Here is a 17,018-nt window from a genome sequence, read left to right on the forward strand (position 1 = left end):
CGATGGACGTTTTCTCACTCAGAAGCCAGTTAATCGCGGACTACAGCAAGTTTGCGCGTTCCTTCACGTCCATACGAGCGGAAGACATTCAGACCGGCGTTCATGCGGCATATGCTGACGGCCGTTACTGGCCGGAGCCACTGATACAGATCAATCCACGCTATCGGCAGGGGCGCTCGGCGCAGCAGCTTGCCGCGACGAACGAGCTTTTGCCGACAACGGCTGCATTGTTTCCCATCGACCTCTACACCCACCAGGAACAGGCGATCGCTTTCTCCGCTCGGGGCGAGAGTTACGTGGTGACCACGGGAACCGGCTCGGGCAAGTCGTTGTGCTTCTTCATCCCGATCGTGGATGCGGTGTTACGCGCCAAGGCCCACGATAGCGCGCCTAGAACACGCGCCATTGTGATCTACCCGATGAACGCGCTGGCCAACAGTCAGCGTGAAGAGTTGATCAAGTTCGTCGGCAACGATGGTCCGGTAACCTTTGCGCGCTATACCGGCCAGGAAAGCAAGGAAGAACGCGATCGGATCAGGGACAATCCCCCCGATATTCTGCTGACCAACTTCATGATGCTGGAAATGCTCATGACCCGGCAGAATGAGACCGACAGTCGGGTGATCACCAACTGTGCCGGCCTGCAGTTTCTGGTGCTGGATGAACTGCATACCTATCGTGGACGACAAGGCGCTGACGTGGCCATGTTGGTGAGGCGTGTTCGAGAACGGCTGGCGCCGGAGCATCTGCAGTGCATCGGTACGTCAGCCACGATGGCCTCGGGCGGCAGCCAGGAAGGTCGCAATCAAAAAGTCGCTTCCGTTGCCTCCACTTTGTTCGCAACCCAGATCTCCCCCTTCAATGTCGTCACCGAAGATCTGGAACGGGCTACCGAGCCATCCGAAACTGCTGATTCGGTCAAACCGCAATTGGGCACCGCCATTGACGCGGGCGTTCCCTCACATGCCGATGATGCCACGCTGCAGCAGCATCCCTTAGCGATCTGGGTGGAAACACGCCTTGGCATCACGCGCGAACAAGGGGGGAAATGGGTTCGCGCCAATCCGCTGACCTTTGCCAAGGCCACCGAGCTCCTGGCCAAAGAGTCGGGCCGGGACGAGGTGGCTGTGGGTGCCATGCTGCGCGCCATGCTGCTGCTGGCAGCCCAGCCCGAAAAGCAGCGCAGTGCCGACGGACAGGGCAGCGAAAAAGCGTTCTTCGCTTTTCGTCTCCACCAGTTCATAGCGGTGCTGGCGTCGTGTTCACTACCCTTGACGCTCCTGGAACACGTCCGGTCGAGTTGGAGGGACAACAATTTCTGCCTGGAGACGAGCAAAAAAGGCTGTACTCCACGCACTTCTGCCGAGATTGTGGGCAGGAGTACCATCCGGTCAGGATGCGCCGGGACGATACAGGTTGGGAGGTGCTAGCCCGTGACATCGACGATATGCCGAAAATGCGGGATGACGACACGGACGCCTCCGAAGTCGAAGAGGATGCCATCGGCGAACGGCTGGGCTTCCTGCTGCCCCTGAACGCCAACGATCCCATCGAATTCACGGGCAAGGTGGAGGACTATCCAGAGTCGTGGATTGAGACCACACGGCATGGTGAGGTGAGATTCAAGCGCACTCATCAGCGCTTGGAGGCCGAGCAACTGTCGATTCAAGGCAATGGCAAAGTCGGGCGAGGCCAGGAGGCCTGGTTCTTGCCCGGCAAGTTCCGTTACTGCCTGCGTTGCCGTACGGTGCATGGCGCTCAGGGCAAGGACGGCAACCGTCTTTCGGCACTGTCTGCGGAAGGGCGAAGCTCGGCGACTACGTTGCTGACTACCAGTGCGCTGCGCTGGATGCACGGCCAGCCATCCATTGGTTCCGACAAACGAAAACTGCTGGGCTTCACCGACAACCGCCAGGACGCAGCGCTTCAGGCGGGCCATTTCAATGACTTCACCTTCGTCAGCTTGTTGCGCGGCGCCATCTATCGAGCGCTGGTACAGGCGGGCACAACGGGTTTGAGCGACAGTGAGCTGGGGGCGGCCGTACGTGCTGCCCTAGGCTTCGATCAGCCACTGAGTGCGACGGAAACCCCGGAAGCAAGCCACCGTGGTGAGTGGATGCAGGAGCCGCAATCGGTCGGCCGGAACCTGGCTGATGCGGAGGAAGCTTTGCGCTTCGTGCTCGCGTACCGAGCCTGGTTCGACCAGCGTCGCGGTTGGCGCTACACCAATCCCAACCTGGAAGAACTGGGATTGTTGGAAGTGGACTACTCCGGCCTGCGGGCATTCTGCAGTGAGGCGGTGCGTTTCGACAAAGGGCCTGACCTGCTGCGAAACGCGACGCCGCTGGCCCGTGAAAAGGCCTTTCGCTGCCTCTTCGATTACATGCGCAAAGGACTGGCGGTGGATGCCGCCGCCCTCGATCCCAGCCTGTTGCAGCAGCGTAAGGACGAAGCCTTGCGCTTGCTGTGCAATCCATGGGGCATTGGTCGGGAAGAGCGCCTGCTCGGCTGGCGCTGGCTATTTCTTCAGCCTCCCAATGCGAATGCATTGCGCGGCAAAGATGAAGAACTGGTGCTGCGCGGCGGGCTGCAGACGGTCCTGGGCAAGAGTCTGCGCAACTCGGCAGCATGGGAGCAGTCGGCGGCGGCCAACTTGCGGCGTGCCGACTATCAGACCTTGCTAAATGCCATGATCCGCGCCGCACAAGAGGATGGTTTCATTCGCAGGGATGAACACACTCTGTTCAACGTGCCAGGCTTCCGGCTCAATGCTGGCCGGGTGCAATTTCATCTGGGCGACACGTCCGGCACGCGGCCGAACGCTTTCTTCAAACAGCAATACCAAGCCATCGCCTCGATACTCGGACAACGCGATCGCTTCCTGTTCGGGCTGGAAGCGCGCGAACATACTGCCCAGGTCGATGGTGAACTGCGTGCACTGCGCGAAAGCCGCTTTCGCTTCGGCAGCAGCGAGCGAGACGCATTGAAAGACGGCGAACTGCACGATATCGCGCACAAGCAGGGCGAACCTACACGCTTCTTGCCCTTGATGTTCTGCTCACCGACCATGGAGTTGGGCGTGGACATCTCGGCGCTCAATGCCGTATACCTGCGCAATGTGCCCCCCACACCAGCCAACTATGTGCAGCGCGCCGGTCGCGCCGGTCGCAGTGGCCAGGCGGCGCTGGTAATGACCTACTACGCCGCGCGCAGCCCGCACGATCAGTATTTCTTCCGTGAGCCCACCGCCATGGTGCATGGCGTGGTCAAAGCGCCGTTGCTGGATCTGGCCAACCAGGATCTGATTCAGAGCCATCTTCAGGCTGTCTGGCTGGCCGCTAGCCGCAAGGAGCTCGACAGCTCGATTTCCAACATCGTCGATCCTGGCGTGCCGCAACTGCCCGTGCGGGCGCACATCGTCGGAGCCTTGGGTCAGGAAGGGGTGACAACCGAGGCGACCCGGCAAGCCATCAACGTGCTGCGCATGGTGGAGGAACACCTGACGCCAGAGCGGCTCCGTGGTTCACCGACTGCCAGGCCTATGCCGAGGCGGCCATTGCATCGGCACCGGAAGCCTTCCATCGTGCCTTCAATCGCTGGCGAGATCTATTCACTTCGGCGGAACGGCAGAAGCGCCTGGCCAATGAAACCTTGAACAACTACGCCATTACCGATAAGCGCGAGCGCGATGACGCCAAGCGCCGTTGGCGGCAGGCGTCCGATCAGATCGAGTTGCTCCTGCACGGCCGCGACTCCTTCTCCAGCGATTTCTACACCTACCGTTATCTGGCCACCGAGGGCTTTCTGCCGGGCTACAACTTTCCGCGGCTGCCGTTGATGGCCTACGTCCCCGGCCGGGCCGATGTGCGGGGCGGCAATACCTTCCTCCAGCGTCCACGCTTTCTGGCACTTTCCGAGTTCGGGCCTCGCAGCTTGGTGTATCACGAAGGCCGCGCCTACAGGGTAGTACGCGCTCGCATTGCATTGTCGTCCGATGATCCCGGCGGCGCCGGCGGCACGCTCAGTACCCAGTCGGTACGCATCTGCTCGAACTGCGGCGGCGCGCATTTCGAATCCTATTGGAACGACTGCCATGCCTGTGGCCAATCGCTGTTGGATGCGCTGAAGATCAACAGCCTGTATCGCATCGACAACGTTGATACCGAGCCCACCGAACGCATCACTGCCAATGACGAGGAACGACAGCGCCAAGCCTTCGAACTGCAGACCACCTTCCGCTGGGCGATCCGCAATCGCAACGTCGACGTGCGCACCGTGCTGGCCAAAGACGGTGACGGAGGAATATGCACTCTACGCTACGGTGCCGGTGCCACCATTACTCGCATCAACAAGGGATTGCGCCGGCGCCGAGAACCGAATGACTTCGGCTTCTTCATCAACTCTCGGACAGGGTGGTGGGAGGGAGAGGAGCGCCGTTCGGCCAACACCGCCAACGAAGGGGATCGTCTGCCGCCGCAACGCGTGGTTCCTTACGTCCAGGATCACAAGAACGCCCTGCTGCTGCAACCTTGTGGCTCCTGGGACGAACAGACCTTCGTCACTCTGCAGCATGCGCTCAAGCGCGGTATTGAAGCGGCTTTCCAGCTCGAAGAGGCCGAATTGCTGGCCGAGGCGTTACCCGATCTTCGCCATCGCAACGGTGTGCTGTTCTATGAAGCGACCGAAGGCGGCGCTGGCGTGCTTACCCGGCTGGTCAATGATCCATTGGCGCTGCAACAGGCTGCACGCCATGCGTTGCGCATCATGCACTACGACGTACCGGTTGACGGTGGTGAATGGCCGGCCCTTGAGAGCCGCCAGGAACAGCCTGATATCCGCTGTGTCGCGGGTTGCTACCGTCGCCTGCTGTCCTATTACAACCAGCCCGACCACGAACTGATTGATCGGCGCAACGCCGAGGCGGTTCGCATTCTCTGGCGCCTGGCCCAGGTCGAAGCCATTGCCCAGCAGCAAGAGGCCGAGCCGTTTCTACCCGCCGAGCCGGAAGCCTTGTCTGGCTGGGCAGGCCAATGGCATCAGGCGGTGGCTATGCATCTGCCCAGTGGCCCGCATCCGGCGAGCGTGGAAATCGAAGGCCTCGCCTTGCTGCACTGGCCCGACCATTACGCCGCCATCGCCCTGCCCGATACCCCGCGCGATTTGCAGGCCGCCTGGGAAGACCGCGGCTACACCTTTATCCGCTTCCCTGCCGACGCCGATGCCTGGCCGATGCTGTTCCAGCGTTTGGGCCGTCTGCTGAGACTATGAGAACCATCGAGATGTCTATTCCTCAATACACCCCGGGCTCCCTGATACATGCGCGCGGGCGCGAATGGATCGTGCAGCCCGGCAGCGTTCCCCCATTGTTGCGTTTGCGGCCCTTGTCCGGCACTGAAGAGGACGGCGCACTGATCCACATTGACCTGGAACCCAGCATCGAATCCGCTCACTTCCCGCCACCCGATCCCTCGCTGGAGGGCAGTCAGGGCGAAGCCATCCTGCTCTCCGATTCGCTGCGCTTGGCATTGCGTCGCGGAGCCGGTCCTTTCCGCAGCTTCGGCAACATCGCGGTAGAGCCGCGTACCTATCAACTGGTGCCGCTGTTGATGGCGTTGCGTCTTGATCCGGTGCGCCTGCTGATCGCCGACGACGTGGGGATCGGCAAGACCATCGAGGCCGCCCTGATCGCGCGCGAGCTGCAGGATCGCGGCGAGATCCAGCGTATGGCCATCTTGTGTCCGCCGCACCTTGTCGAACAGTGGCTGCGCGAACTCAACGACCGCTTTCACCTGCACGCGGTAGCTGTCACCGCGACCAGTGCAGCCCGATTGGAGCGCGGCATCCCGGTCGGTGAATCGTTGTTCCAGGTGCACCCAGTCACCGTCGTCAGTCTCGACTACATCAAGTCCGAGCGCCATCGTCACGACTTCATCCGTGCCTGCCCGGAGTTCGTTATCGTCGACGAAGCACACACCTGCGTCAGCGCGGGCCAAGCTCGGCAACTGCGCTTCGAGTTGTTGCGTGCGCTGGCAGCCAACAACGCGCGCCACCTGGTTCTGCTCACCGCCACCCCTCACAGCGGCGACCAGGATACGTTCTACAGCTTGCTGGGGCTGCTGAAACCGGAGTTCGCTGCGCTGGCGACCGCCAGCGGCGATACCAAGGAAAGGCTGCGCGATCAGTTGGCGTTGCACTTCGTGCAGCGGCGGCGCCCCGACATCGACGAATGGCAGGACGGCAGCATCTTCCCCCGGCGCGAAACTGCCGAGCTGACCTATCGCCTTGGAGGCCCGTGGGAAAACTTCTTTCAGGACGTGCTCGACTACTGTCGTGAAGTGGTACAACGCGCGGGTGGGGACGAGCGGAGTCAGCGACTCAGCTTCTGGGGCACCCTGGCCTTGATGCGCTGCGTCGCCAGCAGCCCGGCCGCGGCCGTACAGGCGCTGCGCACCCGCTTGCTGGCCGAACAGGTGGAACAGGCGCCTGAAGATATCCTCGGCCCGCTGTTCGATGACGCGGAAGATGCGCTCAGCGAAGACGATGTGGTGCCAGCCGCTGACACCGGCGATCCTGCCCTGCTCGACCTGTTGAACAAGGCCGAAACACTGGCCGGTGAAGAGAGCGATCCCAAACTGCGTCTGCTCGGCAGCCATCTTAAGCAGCTTATCGACGATGGCTTCAATCCCGTGGTGTTCTGCCGCTACATCGCCACCGCCCGCTACCTGCATAACCATCTGACAGGCAGATTCCGCGGTGTCACCGTGGAAGTGGTGACGGGTGAATTCCCGGCCGAAGAGCGGGAGCGTCGTGTCGATGCCCTGGGCGAAGCCGAGCGTCGCCTGCTGATTGCCACTGACTGCCTGTCCGAAGGCATCAACCTGCAGGAAAACCTCGATGCCGTCGTCCATTACGACCTGTCCTGGAACCCCACGCGCCACGAGCAGCGTGAAGGCCGGGTTGATCGTTTCGGCCAGACCAGCCCCAGGGTGCGCGCCACCCTGATCTATGGCGCCAATAACCCGGTGGATGGTGCCGTACTGCAGGTTATCTTGCGCAAGGCGGAAAAGATCCGTCAGGAACTGGGCGTGCCAGTGCCACTGCCCGACGACGACCACACCCTCACCCAGGCGCTGATGAAGGCCGTGATGCTGCGCAGCGAACGTGCAGGCGGCCCGCAACGCTCCTTTGATTTCGATGACTACGAGGAAAGCCGGGCACTCGATGTCCGCTGGACCGGCCTGGCCGAAAAAGCTAAGAAGAACCGCACCGTATTCGCCCAGCGCCGCTTGCGGCCTGCTGACATACTGCCGGAATGGGAGCGCATGCGTGCCGTGCTTGGCAGCGGCGAAGACGTCAAGCGTTTTACCACCCAAGCCATGGCGCGTCTGGGGGCGGGATTGTCGCCGCGCGCCCGTGGAACCGCCGCGCCCATCAGCGCTTGCCCGCAACGCTGCGGGAGCGGCTGGCAGCCGAAGGCGTGGATGGCGATTTGCGCATCGACTTCAACCAGCCCCCTGCGCCGCGCTGCCGTTTCATCCACCGCAGCCACCCGTTGATCGCTACCCTGGCCGACGAACTGCTGGAGCGTTCCTTGGCGGGGAAAACCCATGACGGCCAGCAACTGGCCACGCTGGGCCGGATCGGCGTCTGGCGCAGCCAGGCGGTGCAGAGCGTCACCTCGGTGCTGTTGCTACGCCTGCAGCACCAGATCAGCACCGTCCGCGATGGCCGTAACCATACCTTGCTGGTCGAAGAGGCCCTGCCCGTGGCCTGGCAAGGCCGTACCGATCCAGTTGAAATTCATGGTGATCAATTGCTTGCCTGGCTGGAGGCGCCAGCCCAAGGCAATCTGCCGGACGTGGTGCGTCGGCGCGAAATGCACAACCTGCTGGAGACGCTGCAGCAGCGCCAGGAGCAACTGCAACGCCTCGCCGATACCCAGGCCGAAAGACTGCTGGCAGATCACCGGCGCGTGCGCGAAGCCGCCGATGCACGGGGCCGCTATGAAGTCCGCGCACTCAAGCCGGTGGACGTCATTGCCGCCTATGTCCTGATGCCTGGAGGTGCTGTATGAGCCGTCGCAAGGATGCTGTGCTGCAGTTCGATGCGATCGCCATCGAAGGCGGACTGCTGCCGGCGGAGTGGCTGGCCAAGGTGGCCGCCCTGCAGGTCGCACACCAGGCCCCCACGGACTATGGCGTTCCAAAGGGCCTGAATCTGCGCGATGAACTGGGGCGCTACTGGCGTATCGCAGAGGCGCACTGGAACGATTTCGCCGCCGCCCGCGCGGGTGCGAGCAACGCCCATGCATTGACACAACGCTTCGTCACTCAACTGCTGCGCGAAGTGCTCGGCGTCACCGATATCGTTGCAGGCATCGAGCCGCAAATTCTGGATGAGCGCAGCTATCCACTCACGGCCACCGCTTGCGATGGACGGTTGCCGCTGGTGGTCGCTCCCTACCACCAGCGCCTGGAAGAGCGCGATCGCAGCTTTGGAGATGGCGGGCGCCAGCGCAGCGCCTTCGGCTTGTTGCAGGACTACCTCAATGCGGCCAACACCGCGTTGTGGGGCATCGCGAGCAATGGATTGTCGCTGCGGTTGGCGCGCGACAATGCCAGCCTGACCCGCCCGGCCTGGATCGAAGCCGATCTGGATCGCATCTTTACCGAGCAGCGTTTCGCTGACTTCTCACTGTTGTGGCTGCTGATCCACGCCAGTCGCTTCGGCCAAGGCCAACAACTGCCGCAGCAATGCGCATTGGAAGCCTGGTACGCCGCCAGCCGGGAGCAGGGCACCCGTGCCCGCGAAAAACTGCGTGTCGGTGTGGAGGACGCGCTCCAGACCCTGGGTCAAGGCTTCCTGTCCGAAGCCGCCAATGGCGCCTTGCGTCAGCGCCTGGCGAGCGGCGAACTCACGCCCGACGACTACTTCCAGCAACTACTGCGCCTGGTCTACCGGCTCATCTTCCTGCTGACCATTGAGGAGCGTGGTCTGCTGCACCCGGATCAAGCCGCCCCCGAAGCTATTCGTCTGTATCAGGACGGCTACAGCCTGCGTCGCCTGCGCGAACGCACCCGCCGCCGCCGTAGCTGGGATCGCCATACCGACCTCTGGCAGGGACTCAAACCAGTTTTTGCAGGGCTGGCCAGTGGGCAGCCGCTGCTGGCGCTGCCGGCACTGGGCGGTTTGTTCGCGATCGATCAATGCCCTGATTTGGATCACGCAGACCTGAACAACAGTGCCCTGCTGGCCGCGACTCACCGGCTGGCCTGGATACCTGATGGCAGTAGTCTCACCCGCATCAACTGGCGTGACATGGGGCCGGAAGAACTGGGGAGCGTCTATGAAAGCCTGCTGGAACTGGTGCCCCAGGTCGCCCAGGATGGCCGTGTGTTCCGCTTTGCCAATGCCGAGCAAAGCCAGGGCAATGCCCGCAAGACCAGCGGCAGTTACTACACGCCCGACCCTCTGGTACAGGAATTGCTGAACTCCGCGCTGGAGCCGGTCATCCGCCAGCGCATAGCGGGTGCCAGCGATCAGCAGGCCGTACTCCTGTCCATTACCGTTTGTGATCCGGCCTGCGGTAGCGGCCACTTCCTGCTCGCCGCTGCAAGGCGATTGGCCAACCACCTGGCGCAATTGCGCGCTCAGGGCACGCCCAGCGGCGACGACTACCGTCAGGCGCTGCGCGACGTCATTGGCCACTGCATCTACGGCGTGGATTTGAACCCGCTTGCGCTGGAACTGGCGCGCATGTCCCTGTGGCTGGAAGCCATGACGCCCGACAAGCCCTTGGGCTTTCTCGATCACCACCTGCAATGCGGCGATGCCCTGCTCGGCATCCTCGACCCAGCCACGCTCGACCTGGGCCTCCCGGATGCCGCCTTCACTCCCTTGAGCGGCGACGACAAGACCCTGACCAGTGTCCTGAAAAAACAGAACAAGCGGGAACGGGAAAGCTGGCAGCGTGCTCTGCAAAGCGGCGATCTGTTTCGTGAGGAACAACTGGCTGCCCGCACCGGTGCACTGGAGCAACTGACCGACGACGACCTGGGCCAGGTAGCCGCCAAGCAGGCTCGCTGGCAGCAGGCCCGCGCAGCCGCCCGGCGGAGCCGCCTTGCCCGTCTGGCCGACCTGTATATGGGCGCCTTCCTACTGTCCAAGACTGGCGACTGCCTGCTGCCCACTTCGCGCCACCTATGGGCGGTGGCCAACAACGAAGTGGAGCCAACTTTGGCCGACGCGGAAACGGTTGCTCGGGCCGCTTGTGCTCAGGCTCGGGTGCTGCACTGGTGGATAGCCTTCCCTCACATCGCCGAACATGGTGGGTTCAGCGTGATGCTGGGCAACCCGCCGTGGGAACGCATCAAGTTGCAAGAAGAGGAGTTCTTCGCCAACCGCCACGGCGATATCGCCAACGCTAGGAACAAGGCCGAACGCAGTCAACGCATCCAGTGGCTGAGTGAAGGAACGTTGGCCAGCAATTTGGATCCGAATGGGCATCGCTCTGAACTGGCGTGCGAAAGCGAACGTCGCATGTACCAAGAGTTCATCACTACCCGCCGCACCGCTGAGGCCACCAGCGCCTTCGTTCACGTCAAGCGCAGCGAGGGAGGACGCTATCCTATGACCGGTGTCGGCGACGTCAACACATATGCGCTGTTTGCCGAGACCTTCGCGCAACTGGTGGGGCAGCAGGGGCGCACGGGGCTGATCGTGCCCACTGGCATCGCTACCGACGATTCCACCAAGGCGTTCTTCTCCACTATCAGCCAATCTGGGCGACTGGTCAGCCTGTTCGACTTTGAGAACGTTGAAGGGGTGTTCCCCGGCGTGCATCGCAGTTACAAATTCTGCCTAATGACTCTGGGCAAAGCGGACGCTGCGCGATTTGTCTGCTTTGCCACTCAGGTTAGCCACTTAGCCGATTCCCACCGCCACTTCACCCTGAGCCCGCAGGAGTTCGCCCAGATCAATCCCAACACCAGTACCTGCCCGGTGTTTCGCAGCCAACGCGACGCGGAACTGACGAAAAAACTCTATCGCATGGCGCCGGTGTTGATTCGCGAAGCGCACGTGGACGAAAACGGCGATATTGTGGAACCGGAAGCCAACCCCTGGGGTATGCGCTTCCAAACCATGTTCCATATGTCCAATGACAGCCGTTTGTTCCGAGACGATGATTCACCGGATCGCTTGCCCCTGTACGAAGCCAAGATGATCCACCAGTTCGACCATCGCTGGGTCAGCTACGTGGGCGATCCCTCCCGTAAGGATGATTTGGCCACGGTGGGCTTGAGCAAGGCGCAAAAAGCCGATGCGGGCTTCACCCTGCGCCCGCGCTATTGGGTCGAGCAGTGTGAAGTGCTGGCTCGCATCGCTCGCGTCCCTCGCGCCGTCAGCAAAGCTTGGTTGGCCGGGCACCAGGCTGGCTCTCCAAGCGAGCGGCGCAGTGCACTGGATGCCCTGTGGCTGGCGCTGGCCCAGTGGATCACCGGCGAACTCTTCCGACGTGACGCTGGCTCTGTCAATCCTGACGGTAGCTACAACGATGCCTGGAAACTGCATACCACCCCGCGTGTGGAACATACCTTGGTCAGCAATTACCTTGCCTGCGCTGCGGCTCTGCGCGACAACGGAATCACCGGCAAAAAGGCCATCACTGAATTTGTGAAATGGGCACAGCAGGACAACAGCCTGCCGCTCACCGACCGCGAACTCGCGATTCTGCAAGGTATCGCCGCGCTAACCGCCGCAGATACCCGCGACAACGCCCTGCATACCGAACTCGACACCTGGATGGATCGCCGCAGTCCTCGCTGGTTGGTGGGCTGGCGGGATATTTGCCGTGCCACGGACGAGCGCACCGTAATCGCTTTGGTGATTCCGCGGGCTGGCGTAGGGCACACCATGCCATTGTGGCTATCACCAGAATCGCCCAAGAAACAAGCGGCGTTGCTTGGATGCTTGAATTCGCTCGTCCTCGATTACGTTGCGCGGCAAAAAGTCGGGGGAACACATCTCACCTATGGCTACACCAAGCAGCTTCCTGTGTTGCCTCCCGATAGCTACACCGAAGCCGATCTGGCCTTTATCGTCCCGCGCGTACTGGAACTGACCTACACCGCCCACGACTTGGCTGACTGGGCTGCCGACCTTGGCTATACCGGCTCACCCTTCCCTTGGCGCCCCGAACGCCGTGCCCATCTGCGTGCCGAACTCGATGCTTACTACGCCAGGCTCTACGGTCTCACCGGGGAAGAACTGCGCTACATCCTCGATCCCGCCGACGTGGCCGGCGAAGACTACCCTAGCGAAACCTTCCGCGTACTCCGAAATAATGAGCTGCGGGATCTCGGGGAGTACAGGGAGGAGTCGTCAGCTACGCCCCTTCGATTGGCCAGTGTCGATGGCGAAACCCGTCGCGACTACGTGCAGTACCGAACCCAGCATCTGGTGTTGGAAGCCTTCAAGCGGGGTATCCAGGTAGAAGACGCATTGCCTGTTCAGGGTGAAGTCATGGTTCGGCACGTCGTAGACCGCGCATCCCTGCCTGATGGATTCTTGACACGACCACAACAGGATGAAGTCGCTGAGACGGGGGTGGCCCTGGCCGCCTTGCTCAAGGCTGCGGAAGCCCCATGGCCAGTGTGCCATGTACGCCTTGCTGCCGTCTTGGCGCTTGAGCCCAGGCTGATGACGCCTTTGCTGGACGCGCAGGATGCTCTGGATTGGCAACGTCTGATAGGCGAAGAAGCCAGGCCGCTCTCCGGAGCGGTGTTGAGCTTCACACCGCGTGCAAATCAGGCTTGGGGCAGAGCTGTGCGTTTCCTGCGAAGCAATGGCTACCTGGTTGAAGATCTGGCGGCGGGAACTTGGGCCAAAGGTGCCGAACTGGATGTTCCTGCTGCCGAATGGGCCGAAGGGCGCGCCCGGATGGTTCTTGCTTTCCTGCAAGCGCGAGGACAGGACTTCGATCGTGTCATTCGTGAGTTGCCTGACGAGATAGGGGGATGGATTGAAACCGCAGCCTGACATGTTCCAGCAACAGCTATGCATCACTCCGCCGGCACAGATGCATGAGCCACGTCTATGGGTGAAGCGGCTGGTGATATGGGAAAAGCCTGGAGAGCAGCCTTTGCGGGATGTCTCATTACGCCCAGGCCTGAATATCGTCTGGACGCCGGACGACAATGGCATCGGCCATGGTGGAGGCAAGACCTTGTTCTGCAGGCTGCTGCGCTATTGCCTGGGCGAGGACAAGTTTACTCCCGAAGATCAACGGGACGGAATCGGTTCTGCATTTCCCAACGGATGGGTTGGAATGGAGGTCGTGCTGGATGGCACCTGTTGGGCCGTTCTTCGGCCATTGGGCATCCGGAGGCGGCACTTCGCCGTATCGGGCGGCAATCTCGACGAGCTTGTCCTCAGCGAAATGCAGGCCACGAGCCTGTCTCCACTGCTCAACGCCATCGAAGAGAATCTCCTGACACCAGGCGTCAGGGATCTGATCTCTGGCAAAAAAGAAGGGCATCAGGCTTGGCAGATTGCCTTGGCGCTGTTGAGCAGGGACCAGGAATGCAGATTCGACCATGTCCTTGAATGGCGATCCTCGCTATCCGACTCGGAATCGCCGGCGCGTGGACTGAACCGAACCGAGAGACTGGAAGCACTGCGCGCCCTGTTGAACGCCATCGATCCATCCGAGCAGACGCTACGTGTCGACATTGCTGCCATGAGCGAGTCAAGTCGAAGCCAGGAGCAGGAAATAGGCCATCGCGCCTGGGAAATCCGCAAGCTCAGAAAGCAGCTTCTGGAAGTGCTTGGCGTCACAGACGATGAACTTGCGCAAGGCGCTCTGGGCGTCGAAATTCTGCGTCGGGCGGCGCAGGAACGGTTGGCAGCGGAAACTCCGTCCAACAGTTCGGGCGCAACTCCGGATATTGATTCCGTGCGGCAGGCGCACGAAAGCGCCCAGGCGGAGGTGGCAAGAATCCAGGCTGATATCGGAAAACAAGAGGCTGTGATACCTGCCATCGAGCGCGCGATATCCGCGATCAAGGGCGAACATCCAACCTTGGTCTACTCACTCAAGGAAGCAGAGAATTATCCCTGTCCCATCTGCGAGGTGCCGATTGACCGCGTGCTGGCGAGCCAATGCGGGTTGTCACATAAGGTTCCAGATCTGGAGGCCTGCAAGGCCCGGTTGGAGAGCGGTAGGAAAACGCTCAAGGATGAACAAGGGCGCCTCGAATCTGCCCAATCCCTACTGAAACAGTTGCGGCCTGGATTGGCATTAGCAAAACAGGATGCGGCGCGCAAGGAGCAGCGCTACCAGAATCTGCTGAAACTTCGCGAGCAACGCGATGGGGCGTGGTATGCCGCGCGCAAGGCAGTGGACGACGTCGAGCGCTTGGCCGCGCTACTCGAACAGCAACAATCTGCCGAAGCCCGCCTGGACAGGCACCAGACCGACATTGAGCAAGCACGGGAGCGAATCGGAGCACTGCAAAACCAGAATGCAACGGCTTTCTCGAAGCTTGCCCAGAAGTTCGACCCGATCATCAGGCGTCTGGTCGGACCTGAAGCCAGTGGCGAAATCCGATTGACCGGAAACGGGCTGAGCCTGATTGTCCAGATGGGCGGAGATCGTTCGACATCGGCCATCGACTCGCTGAAGGTCGTGGCCTTCGATCTCGCGACCCTATGCATGAGCATCGAAGGTGACACCAGACTCCCGGCTTTTCTGCTTCATGACAGCCCGCGAGAAGCCGATTTGGGGCTCGCGCTGTACCACGGCCTGTTTCATCTTGTGCATGAACTGGAGGGGCTCGGGTCAGCTCCCCTGTTTCAGTACATCGTAACGACAACAACGCCACCGCCACAAGCATACGCACAGGCGCCTTGGGTCGCCATACAACTGCGGGGCTCTCCTGCTTCTGCCCGTCTCTTGAAACGAGATCTTTGAGGGGCAAGCATGATTCCATGCGAAATGAAGCTGCCTACCCTTGTCGTGAAAGCCTTGACCGACAGCGGCTACGATTTACTCTCCACAGCCGAAGACGGCTGGTTTCTGGCTGGAATCAGTGGAACTCCCATTCGTGTGGCAGTGCGTGTATCTGAACAGGGGGTCTTGTTCGCGGCGCCGGAACCCAACGCTATAGCTCGTATCGGCCTGATGCCCGTAACACAGCAGCTACCACGCGGTATGGCCAGTGCAGGTCTGGCTGCAGATGCCCCTCAACTTTATGACGTGCTACGCGTTCTCCATTCCTTGCAAACGCACCCGGCCTCGGTCTTGTCTGCCAAGATGGAAACGCGACTGGCTGCGATCCCGACTACGGAGCGTACCGACGAAGTACGCCAACGCATAGGGCAGGACGTCTTTCGTGAAGCCTTGCTGGAACTATGGGATGGACGTTGCGCACTGTCGGGCTGTGACTTGCCACTCTCTCTGCTGCGGGCCAGCCATGCCAAACCCTGGTCGTTGGCTGACAATAGCGAAAAGCTCGATCCGTTCAACGGCTTGCTATTGACCGTTCACTACGATGCGTTGTTCGACCAAGGCCTGATCACATTTGGCGACGACGGGGGGCTGCTGATCTCATCGTCGCTGTCACGGGACGCGCAGCAGATTCTGCACCTGGACAGCTTTACGCGTTTGCGTTTCATTCTGCCCGGACATATCGAGTATCTAAGTTTTCACCGCAGGAATGTTGCCAAGCTGTAACTGGCATTTAACGCCGCAGCCTACCTTCCACAGTACACGCTGGTAATCTGCGTCCTCTCGTGTCCCAACTCGCGGCTGATGGCCTGCCGCGCCTGCGTGTCTAGCGTGCGCTGCGCCGGCGTCGGGGACCGAGCTGCAGGCCCGCCTGCGGCCGGAGCCTTCCAGCCCGTCAGCGCTTCATAGCGATCCTGCGCGTACCGATGCCGCAGACCGTGCATGTTGCTCAGGCCCGCCGCCTTGCATTGCCCGTCGTAGGTGTGGCGCTGCTGAATGTAGTTCTTGTGCGCCGGGATCAGCGAGCCCGCGCCGGCCAGTTGGTGCGCCAGATCGAGCACGCGCCGCTGCTCGGCCGTCGTGATCGGCACGGTACGCTCGCACCCGCCCTTGGTCCAACTCCCCTTGAGCGCGATATGGTCGCCCCGGTCGGCATAGACGGGCTGGAACTTGATGGACTCTTCCCGCCGCAGCCCGAAAGCCTGCTGCAATTGCAGGCTCATCCGCACATGCGCATCGCGCACGCCGTCGAATGCATCCCCCAGCGTCTTTGACTTGTCGGCGTTGGTCACATGCTGCCGCTCAGGGATGCCGAGGCGGGCATTGTCGGCGGGAATGATGCCGGCCTTGCCTACCTTCTCGGCCCACCAGCGCAGATGAGCCATGCGGTTTTTCAGGGTACCGGTGGACAGGCCCTCGGCCTGCCAGCGCTCCACCAGGGTATCGACGTGCTTGCCCTTGAGCGAGCCGGCGCGCATTTGCCTAAAACCGGCCTCGCGCAGTTGGCGGCTAACCAGCGTCAGGGCACGAAGCCGGTCGGCCTGGGTGGCGTGGCTGCCGTCGCGGTTGCGCTGGCAAAGCTGGCGCAGCGTATAGGTCAAATCATCCATCGCATTTCTCCTGTTCAGGTGACGAGATGGCAAGGCTGAGTGGTACATCGGTAAGTGTTGTTGCCGACTCGCCAGGGCGAGACTCCCGAAGGACAAGGGCCGGGTGCTCAGTTCACCCATTGCCTCAGCTGAGGCGCCCGCCGTGCTTCCTGGAGGAAGGCCGGGCGGGAGGTACTGCGGGACAAAACAAAGCCAATGGCAGTGACAAAAACCTCCTGCGTAAAAGTGAGTGGGATGGAGCGCGGACGGCCCTGGGCATTGCGCTCAGAAAAAGACCGCGAGGAAACATGCGCCATGGGCGCGCAGGAACAGCAGACGAGCGCCGAAGCGCGGGAACAAAAAAGCTCTGCTCCGTGGGTAGGAGCGGCATGCGGGAGAGCCTGGGCATGCCTGGGGAGGGT

General features: G+C 61.6%; 9 protein-coding genes. 8 read left to right on the plus strand and 1 reads right to left on the minus strand.

Annotated features, from left to right (window positions below):
• Window positions 1-2: 2 nt before the first annotated feature.
• Genes WT16_RS34930 through WT16_RS15065 form a run of 8 tightly spaced genes read left to right on the plus strand, consistent with a single transcriptional unit; the run spans window position 3 to window position 15,733 of the window.
• The gene (locus tag WT16_RS34930) at window positions 3-1,430 is read left to right on the plus strand and encodes a DEAD/DEAH box helicase (RefSeq protein ID WP_231892063.1); all 1,428 of its coding nucleotides are present in this window, start codon (window positions 3-5) and stop codon (window positions 1,428-1,430) included.
• Window positions 1,431-1,456: 26 nt separating this feature from the next.
• Complete coding sequence (locus WT16_RS34935; protein ID WP_231892064.1) at window positions 1,457-3,655, plus strand: helicase-related protein; 2,199 nt, start codon at window positions 1,457-1,459, stop codon at window positions 3,653-3,655.
• Complete coding sequence (locus WT16_RS34940) at window positions 3,652-5,268, plus strand: DUF1998 domain-containing protein (RefSeq protein ID WP_231892065.1); 1,617 nt, start codon at window positions 3,652-3,654, stop codon at window positions 5,266-5,268. Before WT16_RS34935 ends, WT16_RS34940 begins: the two co-directional genes overlap by 4 nt.
• 11 nt (window positions 5,269-5,279) lie before the next feature.
• Window positions 5,280-7,556 carry a helicase-related protein gene (locus WT16_RS15050; RefSeq protein WP_231892066.1) on the plus strand — a complete coding sequence of 759 codons (2,277 nt, stop codon included), beginning with the start codon at window positions 5,280-5,282 and terminating at the stop codon, window positions 7,554-7,556.
• Window positions 7,553-8,074: a hypothetical protein gene (locus tag WT16_RS34945; RefSeq protein ID WP_231892067.1), complete on the plus strand. Its 522-nt coding sequence runs from the start codon at window positions 7,553-7,555 to the stop codon at window positions 8,072-8,074. The genes WT16_RS15050 and WT16_RS34945 overlap by 4 nt, the downstream gene beginning before the upstream one ends.
• The gene (locus tag WT16_RS15055; RefSeq protein WP_063533609.1) at window positions 8,071-13,038 is read left to right on the plus strand and encodes a DNA methyltransferase; all 4,968 of its coding nucleotides are present in this window, start codon (window positions 8,071-8,073) and stop codon (window positions 13,036-13,038) included. Before WT16_RS34945 ends, WT16_RS15055 begins: the two co-directional genes overlap by 4 nt.
• A 1-nt stretch (window position 13,039) precedes the next feature.
• On the plus strand, window positions 13,040-14,971 hold the full coding sequence (locus tag WT16_RS15060) for a chromosome segregation protein SMC (RefSeq protein WP_231892068.1): 1,932 nt from the start codon (window positions 13,040-13,042) through the stop codon (window positions 14,969-14,971).
• Window positions 14,972-14,995: 24 nt separating this feature from the next.
• Window positions 14,996-15,733: an HNH endonuclease gene (locus tag WT16_RS15065; protein ID WP_063533611.1), complete on the plus strand. Its 738-nt coding sequence runs from the start codon at window positions 14,996-14,998 to the stop codon at window positions 15,731-15,733.
• Window positions 15,734-15,753: 20 nt separating this feature from the next.
• Here the strand turns inward: WT16_RS15065 and WT16_RS15070 are convergent, their stop codons facing one another.
• Window positions 15,754-16,617 (minus strand): phage integrase N-terminal domain-containing protein, encoded by an 864-nt coding sequence (locus WT16_RS15070; protein WP_063533612.1) that lies wholly within the window; start codon window positions 16,615-16,617, stop codon window positions 15,754-15,756.
• Window positions 16,618-17,018 lie beyond the last annotated feature (401 nt).

Origin of the sequence: Burkholderia sp. MSMB1589WGS (assembly GCF_001636105.1) — a bacterium.
Taxonomy (GTDB): Bacteria; Pseudomonadota; Gammaproteobacteria; order Burkholderiales; family Burkholderiaceae; genus Burkholderia; species Burkholderia humptydooensis.